This window comes from Paenibacillus periandrae (assembly GCF_022458865.1).
GTDB classification, from domain to species: Bacteria; Bacillota; Bacilli; order Paenibacillales; family NBRC-103111; genus Paenibacillus_S; species Paenibacillus_S periandrae.
Genome location: NZ_JAJNMU010000021.1, coordinates 25,121 through 51,215 on the forward strand (window position 1 = coordinate 25,121; position 26,095 = coordinate 51,215).

General features: G+C 43.9%; 21 protein-coding genes. 14 read left to right on the forward strand and 7 right to left on the reverse strand.

Annotated elements, in window-relative coordinates; translation table 11 throughout:
* Positions 1 to 9: 9 nt before the first annotated feature.
* The 8 genes from LRL21_RS30755 (at position 10) to LRL21_RS30790 (ending at position 11,633) form a co-directional block, all read left to right on the forward strand.
* The gene (locus tag LRL21_RS30755; protein ID WP_240419599.1) at positions 10 to 1,428 is read left to right on the forward strand and encodes a DUF2399 domain-containing protein; all 1,419 of its coding nucleotides are present in this window, start codon (positions 10 to 12) and stop codon (positions 1,426 to 1,428) included.
* A gap of 898 nt (positions 1,429 to 2,326) precedes the next feature.
* Positions 2,327 to 3,181 carry a hypothetical protein gene (locus LRL21_RS30760; RefSeq protein WP_240419600.1) on the forward strand — a complete coding sequence of 285 codons (855 nt, stop codon included), beginning with the start codon at positions 2,327 to 2,329 and terminating at the stop codon, positions 3,179 to 3,181.
* Complete coding sequence (locus LRL21_RS30765; protein ID WP_240419601.1) at positions 3,174 to 4,427, forward strand: hypothetical protein; 1,254 nt, start codon at positions 3,174 to 3,176, stop codon at positions 4,425 to 4,427. The genes LRL21_RS30760 and LRL21_RS30765 overlap by 8 nt, the downstream gene beginning before the upstream one ends.
* 293 nt (positions 4,428 to 4,720) lie before the next feature.
* The gene (locus tag LRL21_RS30770) at positions 4,721 to 6,787 is read left to right on the forward strand and encodes a thioredoxin domain-containing protein (protein WP_240419602.1); all 2,067 of its coding nucleotides are present in this window, start codon (positions 4,721 to 4,723) and stop codon (positions 6,785 to 6,787) included.
* Between the two features lie 342 nt (positions 6,788 to 7,129).
* A complete protein-coding gene (locus LRL21_RS30775) occupies positions 7,130 to 8,713 on the forward strand; it encodes a methyl-accepting chemotaxis protein (protein WP_240419603.1) in 1,584 nt (527 codons plus the stop codon).
* A 19-nt stretch (positions 8,714 to 8,732) separates the two neighbouring features.
* Positions 8,733 to 9,161: a chemotaxis protein CheW gene (locus LRL21_RS30780; protein ID WP_076228459.1), complete on the forward strand. Its 429-nt coding sequence runs from the start codon at positions 8,733 to 8,735 to the stop codon at positions 9,159 to 9,161.
* 15 nt (positions 9,162 to 9,176) lie between these two features.
* Positions 9,177 to 11,183 (forward strand): chemotaxis protein CheA, encoded by a 2,007-nt coding sequence (locus tag LRL21_RS30785; protein WP_240419604.1) that lies wholly within the window; start codon positions 9,177 to 9,179, stop codon positions 11,181 to 11,183.
* A 78-nt stretch (positions 11,184 to 11,261) separates the two neighbouring features.
* Entirely contained in the window at positions 11,262 to 11,633 is a 372-nt protein-coding gene (locus LRL21_RS30790; protein WP_076228463.1) for an ArsR/SmtB family transcription factor, read from the forward strand.
* Between the two features lie 137 nt (positions 11,634 to 11,770).
* Here LRL21_RS30790 and LRL21_RS30795 read toward each other — a convergent pair whose 3' ends face one another.
* Positions 11,771 to 13,684: a glycosyl hydrolase family 18 protein gene (locus tag LRL21_RS30795; RefSeq protein WP_240419605.1), complete on the reverse strand. Its 1,914-nt coding sequence runs from the start codon at positions 13,682 to 13,684 to the stop codon at positions 11,771 to 11,773.
* A 219-nt stretch (positions 13,685 to 13,903) separates the two neighbouring features.
* Between LRL21_RS30795 and LRL21_RS30800 the strand changes: the two genes are divergently transcribed.
* The 3 genes from LRL21_RS30800 to LRL21_RS30810 are packed head-to-tail and all read left to right on the forward strand — an operon-like array spanning position 13,904 to position 16,618.
* Positions 13,904 to 14,443, forward strand: coding sequence for a DUF309 domain-containing protein (locus LRL21_RS30800; RefSeq protein WP_240419606.1), 540 nt, complete (start codon positions 13,904 to 13,906; stop codon positions 14,441 to 14,443).
* A complete protein-coding gene (locus tag LRL21_RS30805) occupies positions 14,440 to 15,180 on the forward strand; it encodes a response regulator transcription factor (protein ID WP_240419607.1) in 741 nt (246 codons plus the stop codon). The genes LRL21_RS30800 and LRL21_RS30805 overlap by 4 nt, the downstream gene beginning before the upstream one ends.
* Positions 15,173 to 16,618, forward strand: a complete 1,446-nt coding sequence (locus tag LRL21_RS30810; RefSeq protein ID WP_240419608.1) for a sensor histidine kinase — start codon at positions 15,173 to 15,175, stop codon at positions 16,616 to 16,618. Before LRL21_RS30805 ends, LRL21_RS30810 begins: the two co-directional genes overlap by 8 nt.
* Before the next feature lie 41 nt (positions 16,619 to 16,659).
* Here LRL21_RS30810 and LRL21_RS30815 read toward each other — a convergent pair whose 3' ends face one another.
* Positions 16,660 to 17,961, reverse strand: a complete 1,302-nt coding sequence (locus LRL21_RS30815; protein WP_240419609.1) for a VWA domain-containing protein — start codon at positions 17,959 to 17,961, stop codon at positions 16,660 to 16,662.
* A gap of 337 nt (positions 17,962 to 18,298) precedes the next feature.
* Between LRL21_RS30815 and LRL21_RS30820 the strand changes: the two genes are divergently transcribed.
* Positions 18,299 to 18,916 (forward strand): hypothetical protein, encoded by a 618-nt coding sequence (locus tag LRL21_RS30820; RefSeq protein ID WP_240419610.1) that lies wholly within the window; start codon positions 18,299 to 18,301, stop codon positions 18,914 to 18,916.
* A gap of 55 nt (positions 18,917 to 18,971) precedes the next feature.
* On the opposite strand, the gene LRL21_RS30825 is transcribed toward LRL21_RS30820, so the two are convergent.
* Together LRL21_RS30825 and LRL21_RS30830 are read right to left on the reverse strand one after the other, a co-directional pair.
* Positions 18,972 to 19,556 carry a beta-class carbonic anhydrase gene (locus LRL21_RS30825; RefSeq protein WP_240419611.1) on the reverse strand — a complete coding sequence of 195 codons (585 nt, stop codon included), beginning with the start codon at positions 19,554 to 19,556 and terminating at the stop codon, positions 18,972 to 18,974.
* A gap of 56 nt (positions 19,557 to 19,612) precedes the next feature.
* Positions 19,613 to 19,948 carry an iron-sulfur cluster biosynthesis family protein gene (locus LRL21_RS30830; RefSeq protein ID WP_240419612.1) on the reverse strand — a complete coding sequence of 112 codons (336 nt, stop codon included), beginning with the start codon at positions 19,946 to 19,948 and terminating at the stop codon, positions 19,613 to 19,615.
* A 154-nt stretch (positions 19,949 to 20,102) separates the two neighbouring features.
* Between LRL21_RS30830 and LRL21_RS30835 the strand changes: the two genes are divergently transcribed.
* Positions 20,103 to 21,623 (forward strand): carboxypeptidase M32, encoded by a 1,521-nt coding sequence (locus LRL21_RS30835; RefSeq protein ID WP_240419613.1) that lies wholly within the window; start codon positions 20,103 to 20,105, stop codon positions 21,621 to 21,623.
* 74 nt (positions 21,624 to 21,697) lie between these two features.
* Here the strand turns inward: LRL21_RS30835 and LRL21_RS30840 are convergent, their stop codons facing one another.
* The 3 genes from LRL21_RS30840 to LRL21_RS30850 all read right to left on the reverse strand — a co-directional run bounded on the left by LRL21_RS30840 (position 21,698) and on the right by LRL21_RS30850 (position 24,642).
* The gene (locus LRL21_RS30840; RefSeq protein WP_240419614.1) at positions 21,698 to 22,522 is read right to left on the reverse strand and encodes an ABC transporter ATP-binding protein; all 825 of its coding nucleotides are present in this window, start codon (positions 22,520 to 22,522) and stop codon (positions 21,698 to 21,700) included.
* Positions 22,523 to 22,587: 65 nt separating this feature from the next.
* Entirely contained in the window at positions 22,588 to 23,634 is a 1,047-nt protein-coding gene (locus tag LRL21_RS30845; RefSeq protein WP_240419615.1) for a FecCD family ABC transporter permease, read from the reverse strand.
* Positions 23,635 to 24,642, reverse strand: coding sequence for a FecCD family ABC transporter permease (locus tag LRL21_RS30850; protein WP_076228863.1), 1,008 nt, complete (start codon positions 24,640 to 24,642; stop codon positions 23,635 to 23,637). It lies immediately after the preceding gene.
* 359 nt (positions 24,643 to 25,001) lie between these two features.
* On the opposite strand from LRL21_RS30850, the gene LRL21_RS30855 reads away from it, so the two are divergent.
* Positions 25,002 to 26,009 (forward strand): ABC transporter substrate-binding protein, encoded by a 1,008-nt coding sequence (locus LRL21_RS30855; RefSeq protein ID WP_240419616.1) that lies wholly within the window; start codon positions 25,002 to 25,004, stop codon positions 26,007 to 26,009.
* The last annotated feature ends 86 nt before the right edge of the window (positions 26,010 to 26,095 follow it).

Consider the following 26,095-nt stretch of genomic DNA (forward strand, 5'->3'; position numbering starts at 1 on the left):
AGGTGAGCTATGGAACTATTGAATCGTAAAACAGCCAAGCATTATTATTCAGATCCTTTACTTGAAAACTTGTTGAATGCAGTGTTTAAAAAATACAAGGGACAGAACGGTGTAAGAGGGAATGCTCGTTTTATAGTTCAAACGCAGGTAGAAGCCGAAAGATTACAAGATTATTTTGGAGAACGTGTAAAGCAATTCATTATTGTAGGAGCAGAAATTGAAGTGCACTTGACAATTTTTGCTGAAGAATTAAAGCAGGGATATAACTTAACAATTACTGAACTTTATGAACTTTTGCATAGCAAGCAATTGCTCACAAAACGTGAAGAAAAAGACTTGAAATTATCAGCTTGGACCAAACTCTTTGTTAAAGTTGAGCAAGACTTTATTAATAAATTCAATGTTTCTAAAACGGATTTTGACGAATTTGTTCTGAAGACGTTTAACTGGTTTCAAAGATTGAAGAACGCAGAATCCAAGGGTTATATGGTGCTAAAAAACGTTTTTGATCAAGATAAGGGTACGAATGCTTACTGGGATCTGTTAACTTGCTTAAGCGCCTTATGGCAACTATTAATGAGAAAAGAGGAGATGTTTGAAGATAGAGGTATCTCTGCTGGAAAAATCAGATTGCCTATCTTTGCAGACGCTGTTACGAAGGACCCACATGCCTTTGATAAAAAAAGGTCAGTAGGAAGATTATTGTGGCACGCTCTTTATGACATAGATATCCAGAGGATAAAGATGAATGGAGACGAGAAAAACGATATAACAGTCATCCCAGACTATTTATTTGAGCGTCAAATTTATAGGAACTTTGATGTTTGGGACGATGATCTTAGTTCTATTTCTCATGTTTTTGTACCCAATCTAATAAAGGGTAATTCTCCTCGCACGTTAAATTTGCGGGAGATTGAGGAAATTGAACAGTTTCCAAAATACTCATTATTATATATTATTGAGAATCCTGCTATTATTTCTCAACTAGCAGATGAAACCATTCACTTTCTTAATACAAATGGGCTTTCTTTAGAGCAGCTTCCGTTAGATTTTCCAATCCTTCTTTGCACCATTGGGCAATCCAGAACTGCTTCGAGAGTTTTTATAGAGAAATGCCTTGCTTCAAATCGGGATTGCGTGATTTACTACTCTGGCGATCTTGATGTTCCAGGAATACAGATGTTACATGGTATGAAGAAACAGTTTGTAGCACAATTTTATGCATGGCGGATGGATACTTTTATATACCATAAGTATGTTACTCCAAACAGCAAAAAATTTTCTGATCAGGATTTGAAACTCCTTAAAGAAGCAGAAGGTGGCTTGAAAAAAGAGATGGTACAATTTGGAGCCAAAGTTTATCAGGAAGCGTTTATTAAAGAGTTGAAGATGGATTGGATCAAGGCAATACGTGAGGTGATTGATTAGAAGATTTATTCTATCGTGCTTTGTGAGAAATGTTACAAAAAGGGATAAATAAGCATATATTACAACTATTCCTATACCCAATGGTTTTATCGCTGGAAATCGCCATATTTGCTTCAACAACCTACGATTCCGTGAATTGGTTCCCGTGGAGTGAGAAGCATTTGATACAGCGAGATGAGAAAATAAGCTCATTTCTTATCTATTGGGTAGAGGTAACGTTTACTGACACATACCTACAGGTCCCAGATGTACATACAAAAGCAACTGATGACGATTTAAGAAATGAAGTTATATTGTTTAGGAGATGTTTCATATCGTAATACTTTCACCCTGTTCATTTAAAGTAGAAATATGAGAACATACTAATAAAATTATGAGCTTTCTTAATTTGTATGTAATCGAAACAAAACTGAGAAAAGGTGGGCGAGGTAGATATGATAGATGAAGATGATGTTACTAAAGAAGAATACTTGAAATCACTAAATATTGACCAAATCAATTTATCTTTACTACGAAAAAGTATAAAATCGATAGAACCCTTTCCTTTCCTTTGTATTTAAATGATGCTTTTAAATTTGTAGGTGAATCCATTGGGATAAAACAATTTGAAATATTTAGTAGAATGGATGATGCAAATACTTGGATAAAAAAATGTAATTATTTATTTGAAGGTATTAATAGGAGCTTTTTAGTAGCTTCTGATTTTATTGATCAAAACGAAAAACTATTCGTTCCATTAAACTATTCGTTCCATTCCATGTTACACAGGAAGATCGAACCGCTTACTATTTTGTAAAAATGGCATTTATCGTTTGTTTTCTTTATGGGATACTCTTGTTCACTTGTAATAGAAATTTTATCGGTCGCAAATTGTTTGTTTTATGAGAGGAGTATAATAATGGATATCGTAGAGAGTGGTTCATTTCATAAATTACTTGCGGCTTTATTTCTTTGTAGCGTCTGTTTTATCGCAGTTTTATATTTAGTAATCAGTATCATAAGAAATAATTTTGATTCAAAGGCTATGAAATTTTTCGGGATATTAGTGATATCTGGGTTTGCACTTTTTATAAATAACTGGACTATTTATGTTCTTGTAACACTCGTTGCTTCAACTTTAATTACTGTTCAAAAATTTTTGGAACGAATTTTAGAGATTATATTCAGACACAAAAATTATACTCTATCAGATGGTACTAATAGAGGTCGAGTTAATAAAAATTTGAAAGAAGTTGAACAAATATCTACAGCAGAAGCCGGTATTCTGATACCGGAGCAAATTATGGATAGTGAATTTAGTCCTTCTGCAACTCCTTTGGAAGAACAAGTGAATTTTATAATGTCTATTGAAGATAAAATGTTACATGCAATGGAACTTGAGAAGGAAGTAATTAAATTTGATGAGATAAAATTCAATCAAATCCTGACAACAACTAGTCGAAAAGAACTTCTACTTGATGCTATTTTAATCAGTGATAGTAAGATAATTATTCTAGAAGTTCAACCAGCTATTAAAGAAGATTTACTTTATAAATCAATTGGTCAATTAAAAAAACAATGTTATTTCTTAAAAAAATACCTAAAAAGAGATAACGATTACAGTGAAGTGAGTGGGATATTATGTACGTTGAATTATCCTGAATTCACTGAGAGTGTCGTTAATGGAGTGGGCTTATTAAAGTACGACTTAGAGCGGCAATGTTTTGTGAATTTATATGAAGTTCTTGAGTGGTTAGGGAGAGAAAATGAGTAAAATCTATTCTCTGATTTCTTTAATATATTTCTGGGGGATTTGTTGGATTGTAAGCTTATTTCCGAAAATCTTTATTTTAGTAATGATGCAAAATAAAGAGCTAGATAAGTTATGGTATTGGCTGATAACATTCGGTACAGCACTCGTACTTTTAAGTAAATTTAGGAGAAAATGGAATCAACCTTTAGCTTCTGAGGATAATGAAGTACCTTTGTTTGAATTGTATCCTTCACTTAAAGATGAGATATTGCAATTAGTGCAAAAGCTTGATATTAAGCAGGATATTAGGTTTTATACAAATGACTTTCAAGGCATTAATGGGAAAGCAAGAAGTAATAAGAGTTATGCGAGTGTTACTTTAAGCAGAGGGCTTCTTCAACTTGAAACGCAGGATATCAATGTCATATTGCTTCACGAGCTTTTCCATGTGAAGCATTGGACAATTCATTTCATTAATTTCGAATTTGCTTCTATGCTTGAAGAAATGAATTTAAAAATGAGAAAATATCATGAGAAAAGGAAGCGAAAACTTCTATATCGTTATTTTCAAATTGATTATTTTCTACAAACTCTTAGCTATTTTTCAACTATGTTTCTTTTGTTTTTAAATATGATAACAAATATGTTCAGAATGATTTTTGATGAGTCTATGGCAGACAAATTCGCAATTGATTGGAATAAAAGCTTAAGAATTGTAAATGTACTTAAAAAAAGCAAACATACGAATGGACGAATAAATAAGATTTCAGACGATTTCAGATTTAGCCAACATTTAGATATAGATATTCGATGTTGGTTACTAAGTAAATATTATTATCTTAAATATGTTAGACCAAAGTGGAATACAACAAAAATTATAATAATTTCAACAACTTTGCTCCTTTTTATTACATACTTTTATTACATGCCTTATTTGCTCAGAGATATGCAAATTTTTCTTGATATTGGTGCTGAAAAATTAAAAAAATTATGGATCAGTTTATTTAACGACGATGATAATTTGGCGAAAACCGTATTTGTATTGATTATTTCTAGTGTTAGTTTTGTTTGGATTTTCATAAAGCTCATTATACTTTGGTCTCTAGGTGCGCGTTGGAAAATACGGTTGCGTTATTTTTCTTATTTGGCAATATTAGGTATGATAATAACTACGTTCACAAATACACTTATTTCTTTACCGCCTGGGCTTATTCTTACAAATGCTATATTTGTTGTACTTTTAGGCTCTTCTGCCTATAAACAATAAGATTTAAAATAATATTATTTTTTAGGCTCAATCTCAAAATCAGTACTTGATTATTCATTCCAAAACCGTTTACGGTTGCATTCGACTAAAATCCCTGCTATATAATGATCACGATTCGGTGTGAAGTAGTGCCGATGTTGATAAGCCTTGATTCCTATAAACTACATTCAATAGAGCAAAGAAGTTTTCAAACTCTTAGCTACCACGGCAAGAATTTTTCCTTTTTACCAACTCTATGCTAAACTAACCCCATCAACATCAAAAATATCCCAGAACCAAGGAGGTGATGCCCTATGACAACGAATCCCATACCCAATAGATTAATCGCTGAAAAATCCCCCTATTTGCTCCAGCACGCCTACAACCCCGTGAAATGGTTCCCGTGGAGTGACGAAGCATTCGAATCAGCGAGAAGAGAAAATAAACCCATCTTCCTATCTATTGGCTACTCCACCTGCCATTGGTGTCACGTCATGAATCACGAATCCTTCGAAGACGAGGAAGTCGCAGCTCTCTTAAATAAAGATTACATATCGATCAAAGTAGACCGTGAGGAACGTCCGGATGTCGATCACCTGTACATGTCGGTCTGCCAGGCGCTAACCGGGCAGGGTGGATGGCCGCTGACGATCATCATGACGCCGGAAAAGAAGCCCTTCTTCGCGGGAACGTATTTCCCCAAAGGCCGCAAGTACGGCCGTAAAGGTTTGATGGACATCCTGCCGCAGATTGCGGGCAAGTGGGATGAAGACAGCGCCCAAATATCGCAGATGGGTGATCAGATCATTGCGGAGACGCAGAGCCGTCTTATAGCCAATCTGCAGGGGGAGATCTCGGAGGAATCGTTGGAGCAGGCTTTTCAAATGTACGACAATATGTTTGACCCGCAATATGGCGGCTTCGGAGACGCGCCCAAGTTTCCGACCTCGCATAACTTGTCTTATTTGCTTCGCTACTATACGAGGACTGGCAATGAGCAGGCACTGACGATGGTGGAGAAGACACTGGATAGCATGTATCGCGGTGGGATGTACGATCATATCGGATGGGGTTTTGCGCGGTATTCAACGGATGAACGGTGGTTGGTGCCACATTTTGAGAAGATGCTTTATGATAATGCGCTACTGACGATGACCTACATCGAGGCCTATCAGTTTACCGGTAAACAGCAATATGCTGAGGTAGCTGAGCAGATTATTGCTTATGTGCTGCGGGATATGACGGATGAACACGGTGCCTTTTATTGTGCCGAGGATGCGGATTCAGAGGGTGAGGAAGGAAAGTTCTATGTATGGAAACCCGCGGAAATCATTCAGCTGCTGGGTGAAGAAGAGGGCGAGCTGTATTGCAGTGTATATGATATCACCGACAGCGGGAACTTTGAAGGAAACAGCATTCCGAACCTGATCGAATGGACGATCGAGGATGCTGCCCGATTACAAGGAATACCGCTTAACGAGTTGAGAGCAAGACTGGAAGCTTCGCGGCGCAAGCTGTTCGAGCATCGGGAGAAGCGGATTCATCCTCATAAGGATGATAAGATACTCACCTCTTGGAATGGGCTGATGATCATGGCTCTGGCCAAAGCGGCCAAGGCGCTTAACAAGCCGGAGTATGCGGAGGCAGCGCGTCGTGCTTCGGATTTCATAGCTCGGGAGCTTCGCCGTGAGGATGGGCGGATACTTGCCCGTTATCGTGATGGAGAGGCCGCTTACCTCGGGTATGTGGACGATTATGCGTTCTATGTATGGGGGCTGATCGAGCTGTATGAGGCGACATTTGATATTGAGCTGTTGCAGCTGGCCGTGGAGCTGAATGCAGACATGCTGACGTTGTTTGGGGACCAGGAGCAGGGTGGATTATTCTTCTATGGCCATGATGGTGAGCAGCTGTTCACACGTCCGAAGGAAATCTATGATGGCGCGATGCCATCGGGTAATTCCGCTGCTGCACTCAATATGGCCAAGCTGGCCAGATATACGTATGATGCGGGTTTATCCCAAAAGACGGACGAGCAGCTCCAGGCGTTCGCGGGCTCTGTACAGAAATACCCATCTGGTCATGCCTTGTTCCTGATTGCGTTGGATTATGTCAATAGCGCGCCTTCGGAGATTGTTCTAGCAGGTGATCCGAATAAGCCGGATTTGCAGGCAATGAAGGAGAAGCTGCAGCGCAGATTTATGCCACATGCGATCTATATGCTGCATCCAAGTACAGAGCAAGGGGAAGCAGCGAGGAAGCTAATTCCGCTCTTGAGGGATAAGGTTGTGTTAGGCGGTAGGGCAACCGCCTACATTTGTGAAAATTTTGCCTGCCATGCTCCTGTTACCGATTTGGATGAGCTGGATGATATAGAATAATTGTTCGGAATATTAGCGTGAGGATTTTTATGATTCTCACGTTTTTTGCTATGTCTGTAAAGATGACAATGGTCCTATATGCTGCCTAAGTACATAACCGAAAAGTGATAAAAACCTTCAAAATTAATATTAGATAGTGAGTGACCATTAGTCATCGTAAAATTTAAATAAATATGTAGAACTATGTAGAAAAAAGTCGAATATAGGTACAAAGAACCATATTATATTTGCGGAATTTTTTGTAAAATCCTCTTATCTCGAGATGACATTTACATAGATGATGAAGTCAAATCTAATGGAACAAGCATCAGGAAAACAATCTAACTTACAGAGGGTGAGACTATGAAATGGTTTATGAATTTGAAAACATCGGTGAAATTAATTTCCGCATTTGGTATTGTAGCAGTCATCGTAGCGGTTGTAGGATTGTACGCTATATCTAATCTGAGCATGATGAACGGCAATATTAGTGAAATGTATAACAACAATCTTACATCGATTCAAAGACTGTCTGCGGGACTTAATAGCTATCAAAATATGCGTGTAGCCACGCGTGACATCGCTCTGAATGATACTTCAACAGGGAATAAACTGCAGACGGATATTGAAGGCTACATGAAGGAAATGCAGGACCAGATTGACGTCTACCGAGGTACAACCATTACCCCTGTGGAGAAGGAACAGCTTAAAACTTATGACACCGTTTTTGCGGCATATACCAAGACTCTTGCTTCAGCAATGAAATTGGCCGAAAAAGACGATAAGAACGAATATAACAAGTTTCTTAACAGCGAGCTGGTTCCTGCCGGATCGAAGGTTAGGGAAAGCTTAACGAAGCTAATCGACATCAACGTAAAGCTGGCCGAAGGCAAGAATGTCGAATCAGCTGGTGCCTATACGTCCGCACGTACGACGACAATCATTATTGTTGTCATTGCCTTTATTCTTAGCATTGCAATGGGCTACGCAATCGCACAATCGATCGCTCGTCCACTGCACCGGATCGTAAGTTTGGTTACCAAGGTGGCACACGGCGATTTACGGGAGAAGGCTGATATTCATACGAAGGATGAAGTCGGGCAATTGGCAGCTTCTATGAATCAAATGATCAACAGTCTGCAAAATCTGATTAGTGGCATCATCCAATCCTCGCAAAGTGTCGCTGCCGCATCCGAGGAAATATCGGCGAGCACAGAAGAAATTGCTGGCAGCAGCATCAGTCAGGCGCAGTCCGCGCAATCCATCACAGAACTGTTCAAAGAATTGAGTGTAGCCATTAACTCTGTTGCCGAAAGTGCAGAGCAAGCTGCAGAGCTATCCAACATAACGGTCAAAACCGCCAGTGAAGGCGATAAAGTGATACAGGCTTCTATAGTGGGAATGCAAGCCGTGAACCAGACGATGACACGGTTAGAAGAAGACTCCTTGAAAATAGGCGACATTATTGAAGTAATTGATGATATTGCCGATCAAACTAATTTGTTGGCGTTGAATGCAGCAATCGAAGCGGCACGAGCTGGCGATCAAGGCAGAGGTTTTGCCGTTGTAGCTGATGAGGTCCGTAAGCTAGCTGAACGAAGCAGCGAAGCGACTAAGGAAATATCCTCCATTATTAAAGTGATGCAGTCAAATACGAAGCAAAGTGTGAATGCCGTGCTGGACAGCGTAGCGCAATCGTCTCAAACCGGCGAAGCCTTCCAAAATATTATTCATATGGTCAACGATTCTTCACAGAAAGTGAACGAGATCGCGGCGGCCTGCGAGGAAGAAGCGGCCCAGGCATCTGAAGTTATGCATTCGGTTGAGTCCATAGCCGCCTCCAGCCAGGAATCGGCTGCAGCCTCTGAAGAAACAGCGGCAACGTGCCAATCACTTGCACAGCTTGCGGACGAGTTGAATACCTCCGTCTCGATTTTCAAAATTTAAGCATACGGATGTGATTCTTATGGCAACAGTACAGCAGGACCAATATATTGAGATGACCGTCGGACTTGAAGCATATGCCGTCAGAATTGAAGAAATTCATGAAATTATTAAGATGCAGACGATAACGGAAATTCCTCATTGTAAGCCTTATGTGAAGGGTGTCATTAATTTAAGAGGCAAGGTTGTCCCTGTTGTCAGCTTCAGGAATTTGTTCGGTTTGCCGGAACAGCAGGATACGAAAACAACACGCATTGTGGTTGTCAAGCATCGGGAAGAATCGGTTGGAATCATAGTTGATCAAGTAAACAAAGTTACCACATTTCCCGATATTCAGCCGCCGCCGGACCATGTAGGAGGTGTGAGCGGGGCCTATTTCTTAGGGATCGGACTTCGTGAAAACAAGCTGGTCGGGATTTTAAAACTGGATGAAGTGCTGCTGCGCGACTAGGGGAGGCTGTTACGCATGAACGATTTGTCAGCCTATCGGGAAGCCTTTATTGAAGAATTGGTGGATCAGCTTGACCGAATGGAGCAGGAACTGCTTTCGATGGAAAAGGAGGCAGCGGAAGAAACCGTCCAATCTATTTTCCGTGCCGCACACACGATTAAAGGCTCCTCAGCTGCGATGGGCTTTGATGAAATGAAGTCTGTGACACATGAAGTCGAGCATTTGCTGGATATGATCAGGGGAAAGAAGCTTGAGGTCGATGGGTCGCTTATTAATTTGCTGTTCAGCGCATTGGATGTTTTGAAAGCATTACGGGACGAGTATATGCGAGGACTTTCTTATTCCGATATTTCAAAATTGGTGTATGATCTTCAGAATTTCACGAAAGCACCGATAAAACCGACTCCATTCAAAAGCTTGCCGGAGCTAACTCTGGAGCAATCGCTGCAGGTGGAGGAAGCTGTGGAATCAGGGCTGCAGCTGTTGAAAGTCCAGATCAACCTGAGTGACGATTGTCCGATGATGGCTGCGCGGTTCCAGCTCACGACTCAGGAAATAACTGCAAGCTACGGTACGGTAATTTGTTCCGATCCGTCTTCTGTGGATTACCATGAGACCGAGGATAGTGTATATTCAGAATCCATATTTCTCATAAGCACCTCTCTCGATATGAAGGACGTTCAGGAGCAGTTATCCACACTGACCGATGTCAGGCTGGTTAAGGTAGAAAGCTACAAGCCGTCAAGTAAGCCGAGCAGCGCAGTATCTGTTCCCAAAGTCCAGGTGCAGGAGGATAAGAGCAAGCAAGGACCACAAACTATACGCGTCAGTGTGGAGCGTCTGGAGCATCTGATGAATCTTGTAGGAGAGCTGCTCATTGATCAGACATCGCTTTCCCAGCTGAAGCAGTCGGTATCGAGCCGATTTGCAAACGAGGAATTTGTGGAAAGACTTAGCGACATCAGTGATCATATGTCAAGCATCGTGGAAGAGCTGCAAGAAAGTGTGATGAAAGCGCGGATGCTGCCCATTGAGCATTTATTCAACCGTTTCCCAAGGATGGTTAGAGACTTGTCACAGAAGCTGGGCAAAGAAATTGAGCTGGTGCTGGAAGGAATGGAAACGGAGCTCGACCGTACGCTGATCGAAGAAATCGGGGACCCCTTGATCCATCTCATACGCAACGCAGTGGACCACGGTATTGAAGCAGCTGAAGTGCGTGCGAGCCAAGGAAAAAGAGTAAAAGGGCGCGTCCGATTAAATTCGTTTCATGAGGACAATCAGGTTGTCATTACGGTAGAGGATGATGGGGCAGGCATCCTGCCTGACAAGATGAAAGCTTCCGCACTGCGTAAAGGGATTATTACCGAAGAAGAGGCGGAACGCCTTTCGGACTATCATGCGATGTGCCTGATCTTTAGACCGGGATTTTCCACGGCTGCGGCGGTTAGCGAGGTATCGGGGCGCGGCGTTGGAATGGATATTGTCCGCAACCAGATTGAGCGGTTGAATGGATTGATTGATATCGACTCAAAAGCAGGTCAGGGAACTTGCTTTACAGTGCGAATCCCGTTGACTCTGGCCATTATTACAGGACTTATGGTAAAGGTTAGCGGCCGTGATTATGTCATTCCGATGAATAACGTCATTGAGATCGTCCGCATACCGATGGAGCATATTCAGACCGTTCATGGGGAAAATGTCATTGTTATCCGCGATAAGGTGATTCCACTCATATGGCTCCATGATGCGCTGCAATTGGACAAAAGCAAGTTAGTAGGTAAATTCATTCCAATCGTAGTGGTCGGGTCCGCTGAGAAGAAGCTTGCTCTCGCAGTGGATGAATTGTTAGGCAATCAAGAAATCGTGATCAAAACACTCGGTACTTTTTTAGGCAAAATTCCGTTTATAACGGGAGCGACCATACTGGGCAACGGCAGGGTAGCGCTTATTCTGGAAATCGCGTATTTGATACAAATGATGAATAAGCATACCATCGGGCAGCCGGCATATACCATGTAGCATATAAGAATGATTCCGTTCGCTTGATTAATTTGCTATAATACAGGGATAGTTGTCTGGATTGGAAGGTGTGATCATATGGAACCGTCCCTTGGTACAGTCGAGGATTGTGAATCATCGTGTTTTGGCTCGGAAGCAGATCTCAATCAAGTTAGGGAAAAGATGATTGATGAGGAGTCGGCCGTTCAGCTTGCCGATTGGTTTAAAGCATTCAGCGACCCGACCCGTGTAAAATTAATTGGTGCACTGCTTCAAAAGGAGCTCTGTGTTCACGACTTATCCGTACTATTGGATATGGGACAATCTGCAGTATCCCATCAGCTGCGTTATCTTCGCAATATGAGAATCGTGAAGCGTCGTAAAGCCGGCAAAACCGTCTTTTACTCACTGGATGATTCACATATCGAAGAGATTTTTGTGCAGACCCTGCAGCATACGAAGCATGGTTAATTGTTAACCAGCCCTGCACCTTCATGGGGATGGACTTGCTCATGACAAAGCCCGCAAGTAAACGGCCATTACCGATACTTGCGGGCTTTGTGATTTCGTTCTTGGTAATGAACAGGGTTCATTAAGCTAAGATAAGCTTATTTTTGCTGAATCATCATTTTCCACAGATCGGCTGAATCGTACCCGAGTCTCCAGGCTGCGACGCCGCCGAGATCATATTTTTTGGCGATATCGATACGGGCTTTAACGGTGGCCTCATCCTCCAGCCAAAATACCCGTTTGTTCCCATCCTGCTCATACTCGACCCGATATTGGCCGAATTTGTTATCCCAGGTTTGTGTAGCTTTTTTACTTTTGATCAAAGCAGGTAAATCCTTCATCAGCAATGCGCGGTTATCAACGAGCTGACCGCTTTCATCGATCTGCCATTCACGCACGTAGAAAGGAATTCCCATAATAAGCTTGTCTCTCGGGATACCGTAAGACAGGAACTCTTGAACACCCTCCTCGACCCACTGCAGCCCGGCTACCGAGCCAGCCTCCGGTCCGGTTCTCCAATGCTGATCATACGTCATCGTGATGATGTAATCAACGGTTTCTCCCAGCTTCTCATGATCATAGGCTGTCTGTGCATTCCATTTCACACTGCCACGCGGCAAATCGATAGAAATCTTAAGACCTTCAGCACGCGCGGCAGCCGTCAAATTTTTGACAAAGGCTGTGAACGGAGCGCGATCCTTACCGGCAACACTTTCAAAATCGATGTTCAAGCCTTCGACACCCAATTGGGCACCTTTACTTACCAGCGCTTGGATAAACTTTTTTTGTGCCTCAGCATTAGCTAAAAATTTGGTCGTTAACGCGGCGTCAAACTGATTGTTAATTAATGGATAGACACGAACGTTTTGCGCTTTCAGCCAAGCAACGGTGTCCTTATTGGACGTATCCGTCAAAGTGCCTGATGCATCAGCAAGCGTAAAATACGTTGGTGATACCACGTCCAGCCCTACCGTATTATTCACATGCCCGCGGATCGTATCATTGTTGGAGCTTCCGTTCCATCCCCAGAATTGCAGCATCCGGAAGTTGTCCCATACCTTAAAGCTATCATCCAACAAGCGGATAGAGGCATTGCTGAAGCCCAGCGCGTAATTAACAGCATCCGGCAAAATGGATGAGTCGGAGATCCACTTATCATTTTGGAACACCTGATAGTAGGGATAATTAGTCCAAATGTCTTTCGGTGAATCATTCTTAGTAATACGAGTATGGTCAAAAGACTTTGCGTAGGCTATGGCGTCATCAAGGCTAAGAAAGGCATTTAGCAGTGACGAATATTGATAAACCTTATATATTTTTTCATTGGATAAAATGGTCTGGTTGTTCTTATCTGATCTGACAACACTGGAATTTCCCCACGCTGCAGCCTCACGAACAGCATCCTCCAAATAAGCGAAGGACCAGCTATCCTGCGTGGACTTGCCTTGATATACCTGGTACACCTTGGGTCCTGCACGAAGCTCGCCTTTGCTGGATTCCGGAATGTTGTCCCAAATCCACTGATGGTCGCGAAGATCGAGGATATGTACATTGCCCCATTTAGCACCTTCTGCTTTAGCTTGGGCCAAAGTAGTGAATTCCCAGGAATCCAGTGTGATATCACCTTGATATAAGCGGTACAGAGGATAGTTATTCCAGACCCATCCATCGGAACGAAGATCGCGAATACTGGCATGACCCCAATTGGAAGCTTCACGAATGGCTTGATCAAGGGTGGCAAATTCCCAAGCGGAGCTGCTTATTCCATTCTGATACATTTTATAACGAGGATAGTTATTCCACAGCCATTTACGTGTACTGATTTCCTCAACATGCGTGCTTGTATACTGCTTGGCATAATTTTCGGCGGAGCTATAATCGGAGGTTTCTACTAAGATTCGGTCATCCTGATAAACCCGATATTTGGACGTCTTATCTGCGGCAAGAGCCGTACCGGATGAAGTGAGGAGCAGCGCCAATATGGAGACGACCAGAACGGTGTTGCGCTTCAAGTTGCATCAGCCTCTTTCTACTAGTTACTAATCTATTAAACGCAATATAGTACATAGAAGTTGCGAGGAAAATAATAGAAAGGAAAATTATTCCGGTCAAAAGTAACAAATATGTGGACGAATTGGAATCTGTAGTTTCCGTTTTCTAGCCTTCTTGATACAATAAGAATAACCCGTAGCTACGGCTATGTCGGATGTATGGAAAAGGCGGTTATCGGTATGCAGAAATATCCACAGGCTTATATCAATTATCTGATACATTTTCATGCGGAAAGAGATTATTTTGAATGTCATGAGGTATTGGAAGAGTACTGGAAGGAACATCCCGGCGATCTATGGGCCTCCACTTATGTGGGACTGATTCAGGTTGCCGTTTCGTTATATCACTGGCGCAGGCATAATTACGCAGGAGCTGAGAAGATGCTGCGCAGCGCACTCACCCAGTTGAAGGATACAGATTTGGTACAGTTGGGCATAGAGGCAGAAGTATTTCGTACAACACTTTCGCGGCGTTTGGAAATACTGGACAATCCTGATGATAGACAATACGAGGATTTGGATATCCCGCTTGCAGACCCGCAGCTTGAGGCACTTTGTTTGGAGCATTGCAGTGAGAATGAGCTGACATGGCGGTGCCCCAGTGATCTCAGCAACACACAACTTATCCATAAGCATACCCTGCGGGATCGTGCACCCGTTATACTGGAGCGGGAGCGCAGCAGGCAGATGAAATTGTTAGCAAAGAGGGACAAAGGATGAGTAAAGAGAATAAGCACGGTAAAATTATGATCGTTGATGATGAACCGAACATTGTTGAAGTAATCCGGTTGTATCTGGAGCATGCAGGCTACGAGCCGATCATTGCTTACCGGGGTGGTGAGGTACTGCAAACCGTACGGGTTCAGCAGCCTGATCTGGTGCTTCTGGATGTGATGCTTCCGGATCATTCCGGCTTTGAGCTGTGCAGCCGCATTCGCAGTGAATCGGGAGCCCTTGCGCATACGCCGATTATTTTTCTCACGGCCAAAGGCGAATCGATAGACAAGCTGAGAGCCTTCAACCTGGGTATTGACGATTACATTGTGAAACCCTTTGATCCCAATGAGCTGATTGCCCGAATTAAAGCCGTATTACGTCGGACACAATTGCAAAATACGAGTGCGAATATGGGTGCCGAGCAGGATCGGGAGAAGCTGCTGCGAATGGGTGCTCTGATGATCGATCCAGGCCAATATAAGGTCACCTTGGATGGTAAACGAGTCGATTTAACTCCTAAGGAGATCGAGCTGCTGTATTTTCTGGCCTCAAATCCGGGAAGGGTTTACTCGCGAGAGGACTTGCTTGGTTATGTATGGAACTTCGATTTTAGCGGCGGCACACGTACCGTAGACGCTCATGTCAAAAATTTACGTAAAAAGCTTGGGGCCAGTACGGATTGGGCAATCCAAACCCTCTGGGGGATCGGTTATTCTTTTGAGGTCATGCAGCATGCGTAAACCATGGTTCAGCAGCTTTTATATCAAAATTTTCTTAACGTTCCTGGTCACATGTATTTTATTTTTTCTCGGACTGGCCTTGTTCTGGAACTACTACTTTACTGATTTATTTTATAAGGATAAAAAAGAGATGCTTTCCTCCCGTTTCGGTGAGGTCGCCAAGCTGCTGCCATCTATTCAGGAAGGTACGATTTCAACACGGGAAATGCGATTTGGAGTACGGATTATTGCCCGAAGCATTAATGGTCAGGTGTGGCTTGTGGATAGCTCGGGTATGATTCTCAATGGTTCATCGGAGCGTGAGGGCACGCTGATACCGAAGGTTGTAGATACTTTGTTCATCGATGGCCTAAAGGGCCAGACAGGCTTCGTGGCGGGTGAATATAAGCTGGATGAGCGGGCGAGAGGGGGAACCTTAACCTATTATGCGCCTTCACAATTGAATGGGAAGCCGATTGTGATTTTTCTGAATGTGCCTGCCATTGAGGTTAGTGAAGCGCTTGCTGCCGTTCGCTGGAATATTTCAGTCCCCTTGCTATTTTCGTTATTGACAGTAGGGTTGATTTTGTACGTGATCTCCCGTAAGCTGGCAGGGCCTTTACAGCAGATGAACCGGGCGGCGCTTGAGCTTGCAGGAGGAGATTTTACAGTGAGAGTGCCCGTGACCTCCAAGGACGAAGTAGGGGAGCTGGCCAGCAGCTTTAATTTCATGGTGGATCAGCTGGTGAATTGGGAGGATTCGAGGCAGGAGTTTTTGGCTAATGTATCCCACGAGCTACGTTCACCTCTGACCTCACTGAGAGGGCTCATCATCGCGATGAATGACAAAATTATTCCCGAGGAAAAGTACGGTCATTATTTAAAGATATGCGATTACGAGGTTCAGCGCCTGCAGCGTCTTGTCAATGATTTGCTGGATCTGGCCAGAATTCAAAATGGTATGGATGTCTTTCTGACTTATCCGATAGACATCGTAGGCAAAACCCGTGAAGTGCTGGATCTGATCAAGCCGACCTTGGCTGACAAAAAAATCACCTTGCTGGAGCAGCTTCCGGAAGAAAGCTATAGTCCGATCGTATCCAATTTGGACGATGACCGATTTGCACAAATTTTACAAAACCTTCTGCACAATGCGATTCAGTTTACTCCATCGGGAGGGACGATTACAGTTCGTGTAGGTGAAGAGGAGGGTCACGGAACGATCTATATTCTGGATACGGGCATTGGCATATCGGACGATGAGCTGCAGCGGATTTGGGAGCGATTTTATAAAGCCGAGCATTCACGGATTTCCCGTTCTGAGGGTACGGGGCTTGGGCTTACTATCGTGAAGCATCTGGTTAACGGGATGAAAGGTACGATTGAGGTTGCGAGTGAGGTAGGCGTTGGAACGGAGTTTAAGCTGTCATTTCCACTCAGCGAGCATGAAGGAGCTTAGTCTTCATACTCGCTTGTTTTTTGTTATAAGCCATGCAGCTGCTACGATTTGAGAATTCGTTTTTGTCTCGCTTGTACAAGCCATTGCGGGTATTCATTAAACAATCTGTCATATAGTTCACTATCGCTGACGGTATCGATATCATCAAGTGCAAAGAAGTCGGCATTATCAATGAATCTACCAGGCAGGTCATCCAGCTTTTCCAATATACCATAGTAAGATTGTCCCAATCCTACAAACTGCCAAAAGATCCCCAGCTTTGAGCTCTTAATCAAAATCTTCGATATTTCTTCAGTTTCATAGATGCCACCGTCACTGAAAAAGATAACATAAACGGGCAGGCGATTATTAGGTTCTTCTTTGCTATATTTTTTGATTACGTCACGCATGACATCCGGCTCATTGTTGCTGCCTCCAGCATCACCTAAAGTATAGGAGCGTTCAACATAGTTTTCATAACCAGTGGCAGTAACACTACGGGTACGTATGCTTCTATCAGCAAAAAACCATACATCCAGCTGCCCGTCATCATCCATGCTGGAGGCAATGGCTAACACTTTTTCAAAGGCACGTTGTACGGTGCCATTTTCATACAGGTCGAACATGGAACCGGAAGCGTCAAAGACTACGGCAACACGGGCCTTTTCATTCGCAATCTTATTTTTGGCAAGTGAGATTTCTACTTTCTTTTTCAGCAGATCGATTTTGTTGAGATTAATTTTCGATTCTACAGGGGGCGCGGCAGCAGCGGCAGATTCAGCTACAACAGCGTCATGACCTGCATCGTCTTGGCTGTCTATAACCTCAAGTCCGTAATGCTTGCATAAATCGTCCAATCCTCCGAAAAACCCGCTGCCTATCGCGCTGAACTTCCATTCCCCGTTATGTAGATAAAACTCTCCAACTACAATCGCTGTTTCTTTAGTGAGATCCTTACCGAACTCAAATTTGATTGTCGTTTCTTTACCACTAGGGTCAATAATCTCCAGATAGGTGTTGGATACTTGATTAAAATATTGGTTTAATTTCTTGCCTTCATGGATCGTTAGTGTGAGCGCAATTTTATGGATCGAGTGAGATAGTCGGCTCCAATCCATGATGAATTGTCCACTTTGAGCGTTACTGGCTGCAGTATACGACACAGAATGATCAGAGCTCACAGGATTTCCGTAAAAAATGAAGTCCTCATCACGCTCACATTTACCTGAGCTGGATAATAAAAATGCGGAAGCGTCCACCTCAAGCTGAGTCCCAGCCGTTGTCCAGCCAATATGAACCCGTACATTTTTATGATTTCGATTTTTGGTGACATCGATTTTCTGTCCTTTTTGCAGCATCATCATGCGTTCCTCCTAGCGAGTCCTAATTGGCCTTAGGTAATGGGGATGTAGTATCAATTCCAACTATATCAAAAATAGGAATCTAGCACCATATTTAATGTGTGCAGCTTTAACATAGACGCTGAATAAGATTTTACATAATATTCACAAATCTCTCATAGTTTCATCGAAATTGCGCTATATGCTGTTGATAACAGATGGAACGTGTGATTGGAAAAGCAAGCTGACCATGCAGATTTCTCGAAGGGTCGCAGTATATGCGGATGATTCTGACTTCTTGAAAATAGGCATGATAATCTACTATGCGGTCGATTTTGCGTAAATGGAAGGAGGCGATCCCATGAGAAATTGGCGGCTGCGATGGATAGGCATCAGCTTCTTCGTGCTGTTAAACGGGTGCACCCATCCAGCACCGGCAAGTCTCCAACTGCCGGAAGCTGTCGTTCAAAGGGATGAAATTCAGAATACGTTCGAACGGCAAATGGTCATTTTATTTCAAAGCCTGATTCAGATGGATCGTCGTGAAAATTTGGGTTTAAGCATCAAGCAAGCCAAAGAGCTGCTGCCAATGGTTGAACGCAACAGTCGTGTCGGAGAGCTGGAACTAGCGGATCAACTGCTCATTATCGGTCTTCTCTCACCCGAGCAGAAGGGGTTTGTTAATGAATTTCAGGAACGTATTCGCATCAAGGAGCAAAACATGAAGGAATTCAAGAAAAAGGATCCTTCCAGTGTCGAGGAACGTGAAGCCATGATCCATGAGTTTGAATTGCGGCGGCGTGAACGGGATGCTGAATTTGACAAAAAACCGGTGATGCCATCCATGGAGGGTACTCGCGAAAATACATCACACCCGCCATCTTCGTCTGGTGGAATCGGGAGTGGTAAAAATGTCGAGCAGCAGCTCATCGATTTACTTCAAGCGAAGATCAGGAAGGAAACAATAACTGAACGTTAAAAAGGACTGTTTGGCTAATAACGCCGACAGTCCTTTGTGTATGTAGATCCATGGTTCAGACGGTAGTTGTAGTTCCCCAGTCATATCCGTTATCTACGACGTCCAGCTTACCGGTTTCAGGGTGGATAATTAAACCGTGAACTGGCAGATTTTTGGGTAACAAGGGATGGTTGCGAATCAGCTTCACACTGCTGAGCACGCTGTCCTGAACATCATCGAAGCCTCTTAGGAATCCTGCCAGATCGATACCTGCATGATGCAGGGTCTCAATCATATCCTCGGTTACTCCGCGCTCTTTGGCTTTCTCCAAAACCTCAGGTGCGTTCAGACCGATCATGCCGCATTGATGGTGGCCAACAACGAAAATTTCCTTGGCTTTGAGCTCATATACAGCGACTATAATACTCCGCATAATACTTCCGAATGGATGGGTAACGACGGCACCCGCATTTTTAATAACTTTGGCATCGCCGTTACGCAAATTCATGGCCCGCGGCAGCAGCTCAGTCAGTCTTGTATCCATACATGTAACGATAACCATCCGTTTATCGGGAAATCTGGTTGTAAGATATTGTTCATAATCTTTATTTTCAACAAACTGCTGATTGTGGTTAATAATGGTTGTCATTAATGAATCCATGGTATCCCTCCGATTACTGGTGTGCAGACTAGCTTTGTGTTTCTATCCTGTCTGAATCAGTTTGTATTTTCTCTTTTATCAATCAGCTGTATGAGACTGTTGTAAATTTGTCCGTTACTCTTTAGGATATAGCTTCTATTGGTGCTGCGGTAGTCCAATGTCATGTTGTCCTCAAAATATACCTCTTGCTTTTTTTCATACCACAATTCAAAGGGAGAACCGCCTGCTTTAAGATCATTCTCTTCGGGCTTGTCGACGATCCACAAGGAAGGCACACCGTTGGCTGAGCAGCCGCAGCCTTCAGAATCAAATACGAGCTTGAGCTCACCCGATCCAGCAGGCAATTGATGAGTAATTTGTTGAACGGCTTCGTCCGTAAATGTAATATGCATATGGTTTCCTCCATAATGTTGTGTGAAGTAGAACTGAATGGATATGCTTTGACATCAGTTTACATCCTTATATTTTACCACAATCTCAAAGGGTTTGCTTCTCTTTTAGTTAAGAAGTATGATCAATAGTAACTTGAATAAAGGGGGAAGTTCAATGACAACCAATCCGTTTGAGCACAAATTGCATGAATTCAAGCAGTATCTCCAAAAAATGAAAAGCTATGAGGAAGCCATTGGTCTGATTTATTGGGATATGCGAACCGGCGCTCCCAAGAAAGGAATAGCTACCCGTTCTGAAGTCGTCGGAGTGCTGTCCGGTGAGCATTTCAAAATGTCGGTTGCAAGCGAAATGGGAGAATGGCTGGATTACTTTTCAGAGCCGGAGCAGGATGCCAGGTTAAACCGCGTCGAGCGTAAGATCGTTGCCGAATGTAAAAAGGATTACGACCGCAGCAAACGCATTCCCCCGCAAAAATACCAGGATTATGTGGTGTTGACCTCACAGTCTGAATCGGTCTGGGAGGAGGCCAAGCATAACTCCGACTATGCGATTTTTCAGCCTTATTTGGAAAAAATCGTGGCAGCCAATCTCGAATTTATCGACTTGTGGGGATATCAGGGGCACAAATATAACACGCTGCTGGACATGTACGAGCCGGGTATGACCGTAGCTAAGCTGGATCAAGTATTCGGCGCACTGCGTGAGAAGGTAGTCCCATTGCTAAGTGCCATTCAAGCCTCTAAGCATAAGCCGGAAACCGGATTTTTAAAGCAGACCTTTGATAAGGAACAGCAAAAGAAATTCAGTTTGTTTATTTTGGGACAGATGGGCTATGACTTTGACGCGGGAAGACTTGATGAGACCGTGCATCCATTTGCAACAGGCTTAAATCCGGGAGATGTGCGAATCACGACCAGGTATTTACTGGATGATGTGAACAGCGCTTTATTCGGTACGATCCATGAGGGCGGTCATGCCTTGTATGAGCAAAATATTTCGCCTGATTTGATCGGCACACCGCTGTGTACCGGCACTTCGATGGGGATTCATGAATCGCAGTCGCGTTTTTGGGAAAATATGATCGGACGCAGCCGCCCATTCTGGAATCGATATTACCAGGATGTGCAGAAGCATTACCCTGGACAATTTGACTCTGTACGTGTGGAGGATTTTTATCGGGCTACGAACGAGGTTAAGCCTTCCCTGATCCGAATTGAAGCAGATGAGCTGACTTATAATTTACATATTATGGTCCGTTATGAAATTGAAAAAGAACTGTTTAGCGAATCGGTTCGGGTGGCGGATCTGCCTGAGGTCTGGAACGAGAAATATCGGGATTATTTGGGTATTGCACCCACTACTAATGGGGAAGGTGTGCTGCAGGACGTTCACTGGTCTGGTGGAGCCTTCGGTTATTTCCCTTCCTATGCGCTGGGGAATATGTACGCGGCTCAGATGATGAGGACGATCCGCAAGGAGCTGCCGGATTTTGATGGCTTATTGGAGGCAGGGAATCTGATTCCAATCAAGGAGTGGCTATCTGAGAAGGTATATCGTCATGGCAAGCTGCTCACGCCGACCGAAATTATTACTGAGGTAACAGGCGAAGAGCTGAATCCCGATTATTTGGTTGACTATTTCCAGGAGAAGTACGGAGATATTTACAAGCTGTAAGCTCAATGATAAAAGCCGGTCAAAAGGGACATAAGTCTCTTTCGATCGGCTTTTGCAATTTCTTTCTGTACTATTTAACGGGCACTGACTGGCTCTAGCTGCTGTTGGGTCGGTTTGACACCTTTGCCATATGGGACAACTAATGGAGTCTGGAACAAAGGGTCCTGAATGATTTGGCAGGGCAGATCGAACACGTCCAGAATGAGCTTTTCATTGATTACTTGCTCCGGACGTCCTTCGGCATACACCCTGCGGTCCTTGATCGCGACCACGTGATGGGCGTAACGGCAGGCAAGGTTAATATCATGCAGCACCATTACGATCGTTCTCTGCTCCTTTTGGTTCAAATCGTAGAGGAGGTCCAGTACTTCAATCTGATGAGCCAGATCCAGATAAGTCGTAGGCTCATCCAGCAATATCGTCGGTGTGCCTTGGGCTAATGTCATCGCAATCCAGGCCCGCTGCCGCTGTCCCCCAGATAGTGAATCCACGGTACGCTCAGATAATGAATCCATATGGGTCAACTCCAAAGCGCGGCGGACTTCTTTTTCATCCTCAACTGACCATTGCTGGAGCCAATTCTGATAAGGATATCTGCCTTGTTTCACCAGCTGCAGCACAGTCAACCCTTCAGGAGCGGATGGCCCCTGCGGCAAAATGGACATACGTCGGGCAACCTCTTTGGTGGAGAGTGTGGCAATATCGCTGCCAGCCAGCACGACCTGTCCGCTCTTCGGTTTGAGCAGTCTTGCAAGTGAGCGGAGCAGTGTAGACTTACCGCAGCCGTTGCTGCCGATAAATACGGTGATTTTTCCTTTTGGAATGGCTATATCCAGATCTTTGAAAATGCATGTGTCCCCGTAAAATAAACTCAAATCCTTAGATTGAATAGCCGTCATGTTCAGATCTCCTTATATAAAGCAGTATGGTTAAAAGGTTTAGTTACGCCGCAGCACACTGTTAACTACCGATTGCGAGTACGATAGAGCAAATAAATAAAGAATGGAGCGCCGATACAAGCTGTAAACACGCCAGCAGGAATATCGAGCGGCGTAAATATCGTTCTGCCGATCAAATCAGCGACCAGCAGCACAATGGCTCCCATCAGTGCGGATACCGGCAGCAGAGCACCAAAGCTTGGACCAACAAGCTTACGGGCAATATGTGGACCCATCAGTCCGATGAATCCGATAGCCCCACCGAAGGCAACAGCCGCACCTGCGAGAGCTACACTGAAAATTAATAACAGGAATCTTTGACGTTGCACATGGCTGCCCACACTGCGGGCAATATCATCACCGAATTCCTGAATGTTAATATGTCGTGAATAGACGAACATCAGAGGGAGCAGCACGACAATCCAAGGCAGCAGAGGGATGACAGACTTGGCCCAGGATACGCCATACACACTGCCCGTCATGAAGGTCATGGACTGATTGGCAAGAATAATAGGTCCTGAAATCATCATCATATACGACAGAGCACTCATAGCTGCCGAGAAGCCGATACCGATCAGCACCAGCCGCAGCGGTGTCACACCCTGCTTCCAGGATAATACATATACGATCAGTGCAGCCGCGAAGGCCCCAGCTACAGCAAAAACCGGCAGCAGATGAATACTGATTTTGTCAGAAAAGAAATAAAAGAATGAGACGGCTCCCAGTGTAGCTCCTCCAGTAATACCAACGGTATCAGGAGAGGCTAATGGATTGCGAATAACCCCTTGCAGCAATGCGCCGGCTACCGCGAGAGCAGCACCGACCATTACAGCAACAACAATACGTGGAAGCCGCAGAGAACGAACAATCATCATATTGGAGTCTTCACCCGAGCCGAATATAGAGCGAATAACCTGGATAGGCGATATGTATACACTGCCGATGCCTGTACTCAGAATGAAAATCACGATTACAGCTATGAAGAGCGCTAGAGAAACGATTATTGCTTTTTTACTGACGAGAAACGAATACGCTTTGCTGCGAACCGTCATATATTTGCTGGATGTGGTCATTTAGAAGCGCCCTCCTTTGCGAGCAATATATACAAAGAAAGGAACACCAATCAATGCAGTCGTCACACCAACATGTACTTCCTTCGGCATGGCAATAAAACGGGAGCCCACATCGGCACTAACGAGCAGCAGCGCCCCGAGAACGGCACAATAAGGGATGAGCCATCGATGATCCCCGCCAACGAGAAATCGTGCAATATGGGGGATGATGATGCCGATAAATACAACAGGACCTGCGAGAGCAACGGAGCCCCCGGCAAGTATGACAATGACAATAGCGGCGGACGCTTTAATAAAGATCGTGCTTTGTCCAAGCCCCTTGGCAACATCGTCTCCCATCGCCAACACGTTAATGTGCGGTGCGAGCACAATAGCACCGATTAAGGCTGCGAGCATATAAAGGAAGACCGAATCAAACATCTCCATCGTACGCCCTGCAACCGAGCCGACCAGCCATACCAGCACCTGATCAAATGCTTTGCCGTTGGAGAGCAGTACTCCCTGTGTCAAGGATGCGAAGAAGGCAGTCATCGCTGAACCGGCAAGTGTAATCTTGATAGGTGTCAAGCCGTCGCGCCCAATTGAACCTAATAGATATACGCCTCCAGCACTAATCGCTGCTCCGAAAAAAGCGATCCACGTATATTGTGTCAAATTGGTGACGTTAAAAAACACGACAGCCAACACAATGGCAAAAGCGGCTCCGGCATTCACTCCAAAAATACTGGGAGATGCCAACGGATTGCGGGTAATGGCTTGCATTAGAGCTCCGGCTACAGCCAGGCTTCCACCGACAAGCGCCCCGATTAATGCCCGCGGCATGCGGGTTGTCTGGATAATGATGTGCTCGTTGGACCCATTAAATGCTGTGTAGGCTTCAACAATCTTGGCCCACGAATACGTGTTAATACCGAACTTAAGGCTGCAGACAAATGCAACTGCCAATAAGAGAAGGGCAATCACCAAGCCTGCGATTTTAAAGGGGGATGTTAGAAGTTCTTTTCGCATCATTCAGTCGTTTGCCTGCTTCCTGTCTGAGTTAAGCTTATTGATAAATAATAAGAAAAGCTTTTGATCGAAGCCTATTCGGTGAAGATACATTCGTGTCCAATAGGTTGCTTTTCTTGCAATATCAGAATATTCAGCTCTGCTGAAAACTTATCCATTCTGATATTATAAAATTAGATGATCCAGCTTACGTATATTGTAATGAGGCTAGTGATCCCCTGTCAATGACTTTGAGAATCATTATCAAAAAAAGATTGACAAGCGGCATGTGCTTCCCCTAAAATGAACCGTGATAAATGATAATTATTATCATTTATTTACTGTGCATCTTTTGATGAGAAAAATAGGGGGTTCATTACATGTTTTCTGGAAATGGTTCATTTCGAATCAAATCGGCAGCACTGATTGCCGTCGTCTTTGTATTATCTATCGTATTAGCAGCTTGCGGACAATCTGCGGCACCTCAGCCGGCAGACACCTCCAAGCCAGGAGCGGCACCTGCGGCTGCAACTGCTGAAGGTCCTCGTAAAATTAAGCATATTATGGGTGAGACAGAAGTACCTGCACAACCTAAGAAGGTCATCGTACTGACAAATGAGGGAACGGAAGCTCTGCTTGCACTGGGAGTTAAACCGATTGCTGCAGTAGATTCCTATTATGGAAACCCTTGGTACGATCATATTAAAGCTGATATGGAAGGCGTTAAAAACATCGGTGGCGAATCACAACCTAATCTGGAGCTTATTGCTTCATTAAAGCCGGATTTGATCCTCGGCAACAAAATGCGCCATGAGAAAATTTACGAGCAATTGAAGGCGATCGCGCCTACGGTTTATACAGAAACACTTCGTGGTGAGTGGAAGAGCAATTTTCAAGTTTATGCCGACGCTTTGAACAAAAAGGCTGAAGGCGATAAAGTCATCAGCGCATTCGATAAACGTATCGACGATTTCAAACAAAAAGCTGGCGACAAGCTGAAGGAAAAAGTAGCGGTAGTTCGCTTCATGGGCGGCAAAACGAGATATTATTACGGTGAAATGTTTACAGGCGTAATATTCAAGCAAATCGGTATTCATCGGAACGATCCGAAAAGCGATGAGAAATCGTTTGAGGATATTACGAAGGAGCGCCTGACTGAGTTGAATACAGCCGATAAGGTGTTTTACTTCACCTACGATGTTGGGGATGGCAAAGGCAAAAAGCAAGAAGAAGAATGGATGAACGACCCGCTTTGGAAAAACCTCAAGGTTGTGAAAGAGAACAAGCTGGTCAAGGTTAGTGATGCAACGTGGAATACATCAGGAGGCGTCAAAGCAGCGAATCTGATGCTGGACGATATGTACAAAATTTACGATGTGAAGCCATAATCGGATAACAAGCATAGGACAAGAAAAAGCCTTCAGTAACCACGATATCGTGGCCTGAAGGCTTTTGTTTGGTCTGAGTAGGTGGG

What these genes read in the sequence shown, in the direction of transcription:
- LRL21_RS30835 (WP_240419613.1), top strand. Translation starts at nt 20,103, where the DNA reads ATGACAACCAATCCGTTTGAGCACAAATTGCATGAATTCAAGCAGTAT.
- LRL21_RS30840 (WP_240419614.1), bottom strand. Translation starts at nt 22,522, where the DNA reads ATGACGGCTATTCAATCTAAGGATTTGAGTTTATTTTACGGGGACACA.
- LRL21_RS30810 (WP_240419608.1), top strand. Translation starts at nt 15,173, where the DNA reads ATGCGTAAACCATGGTTCAGCAGCTTTTATATCAAAATTTTCTTAACG.
- LRL21_RS30780 (WP_076228459.1), top strand. Translation starts at nt 8,733, where the DNA reads ATGGCAACAGTACAGCAGGACCAATATATTGAGATGACCGTCGGACTT.
- LRL21_RS30770 (WP_240419602.1), top strand. Translation starts at nt 4,721, where the DNA reads ATGACAACGAATCCCATACCCAATAGATTAATCGCTGAAAAATCCCCC.
- LRL21_RS30805 (WP_240419607.1), top strand. Translation starts at nt 14,440, where the DNA reads ATGAGTAAAGAGAATAAGCACGGTAAAATTATGATCGTTGATGATGAA.
- LRL21_RS30760 (WP_240419600.1), top strand. Translation starts at nt 2,327, where the DNA reads ATGGATATCGTAGAGAGTGGTTCATTTCATAAATTACTTGCGGCTTTA.
- LRL21_RS30815 (WP_240419609.1), bottom strand. Translation starts at nt 17,961, where the DNA reads ATGATGATGCTGCAAAAAGGACAGAAAATCGATGTCACCAAAAATCGA.
- LRL21_RS30855 (WP_240419616.1), top strand. Translation starts at nt 25,002, where the DNA reads ATGTTTTCTGGAAATGGTTCATTTCGAATCAAATCGGCAGCACTGATT.
- LRL21_RS30830 (WP_240419612.1), bottom strand. Translation starts at nt 19,948, where the DNA reads ATGCATATTACATTTACGGACGAAGCCGTTCAACAAATTACTCATCAA.
- LRL21_RS30785 (WP_240419604.1), top strand. Translation starts at nt 9,177, where the DNA reads ATGAACGATTTGTCAGCCTATCGGGAAGCCTTTATTGAAGAATTGGTG.
- LRL21_RS30845 (WP_240419615.1), bottom strand. Translation starts at nt 23,634, where the DNA reads ATGACCACATCCAGCAAATATATGACGGTTCGCAGCAAAGCGTATTCG.
- LRL21_RS30820 (WP_240419610.1), top strand. Translation starts at nt 18,299, where the DNA reads ATGAGAAATTGGCGGCTGCGATGGATAGGCATCAGCTTCTTCGTGCTG.
- LRL21_RS30825 (WP_240419611.1), bottom strand. Translation starts at nt 19,556, where the DNA reads ATGGATTCATTAATGACAACCATTATTAACCACAATCAGCAGTTTGTT.
- LRL21_RS30800 (WP_240419606.1), top strand. Translation starts at nt 13,904, where the DNA reads ATGCAGAAATATCCACAGGCTTATATCAATTATCTGATACATTTTCAT.
- LRL21_RS30755 (WP_240419599.1), top strand. Translation starts at nt 10, where the DNA reads ATGGAACTATTGAATCGTAAAACAGCCAAGCATTATTATTCAGATCCT.
- LRL21_RS30850 (WP_076228863.1), bottom strand. Translation starts at nt 24,642, where the DNA reads ATGCGAAAAGAACTTCTAACATCCCCCTTTAAAATCGCAGGCTTGGTG.
- LRL21_RS30765 (WP_240419601.1), top strand. Translation starts at nt 3,174, where the DNA reads ATGAGTAAAATCTATTCTCTGATTTCTTTAATATATTTCTGGGGGATT.
- LRL21_RS30790 (WP_076228463.1), top strand. Translation starts at nt 11,262, where the DNA reads ATGGAACCGTCCCTTGGTACAGTCGAGGATTGTGAATCATCGTGTTTT.
- LRL21_RS30775 (WP_240419603.1), top strand. Translation starts at nt 7,130, where the DNA reads ATGAAATGGTTTATGAATTTGAAAACATCGGTGAAATTAATTTCCGCA.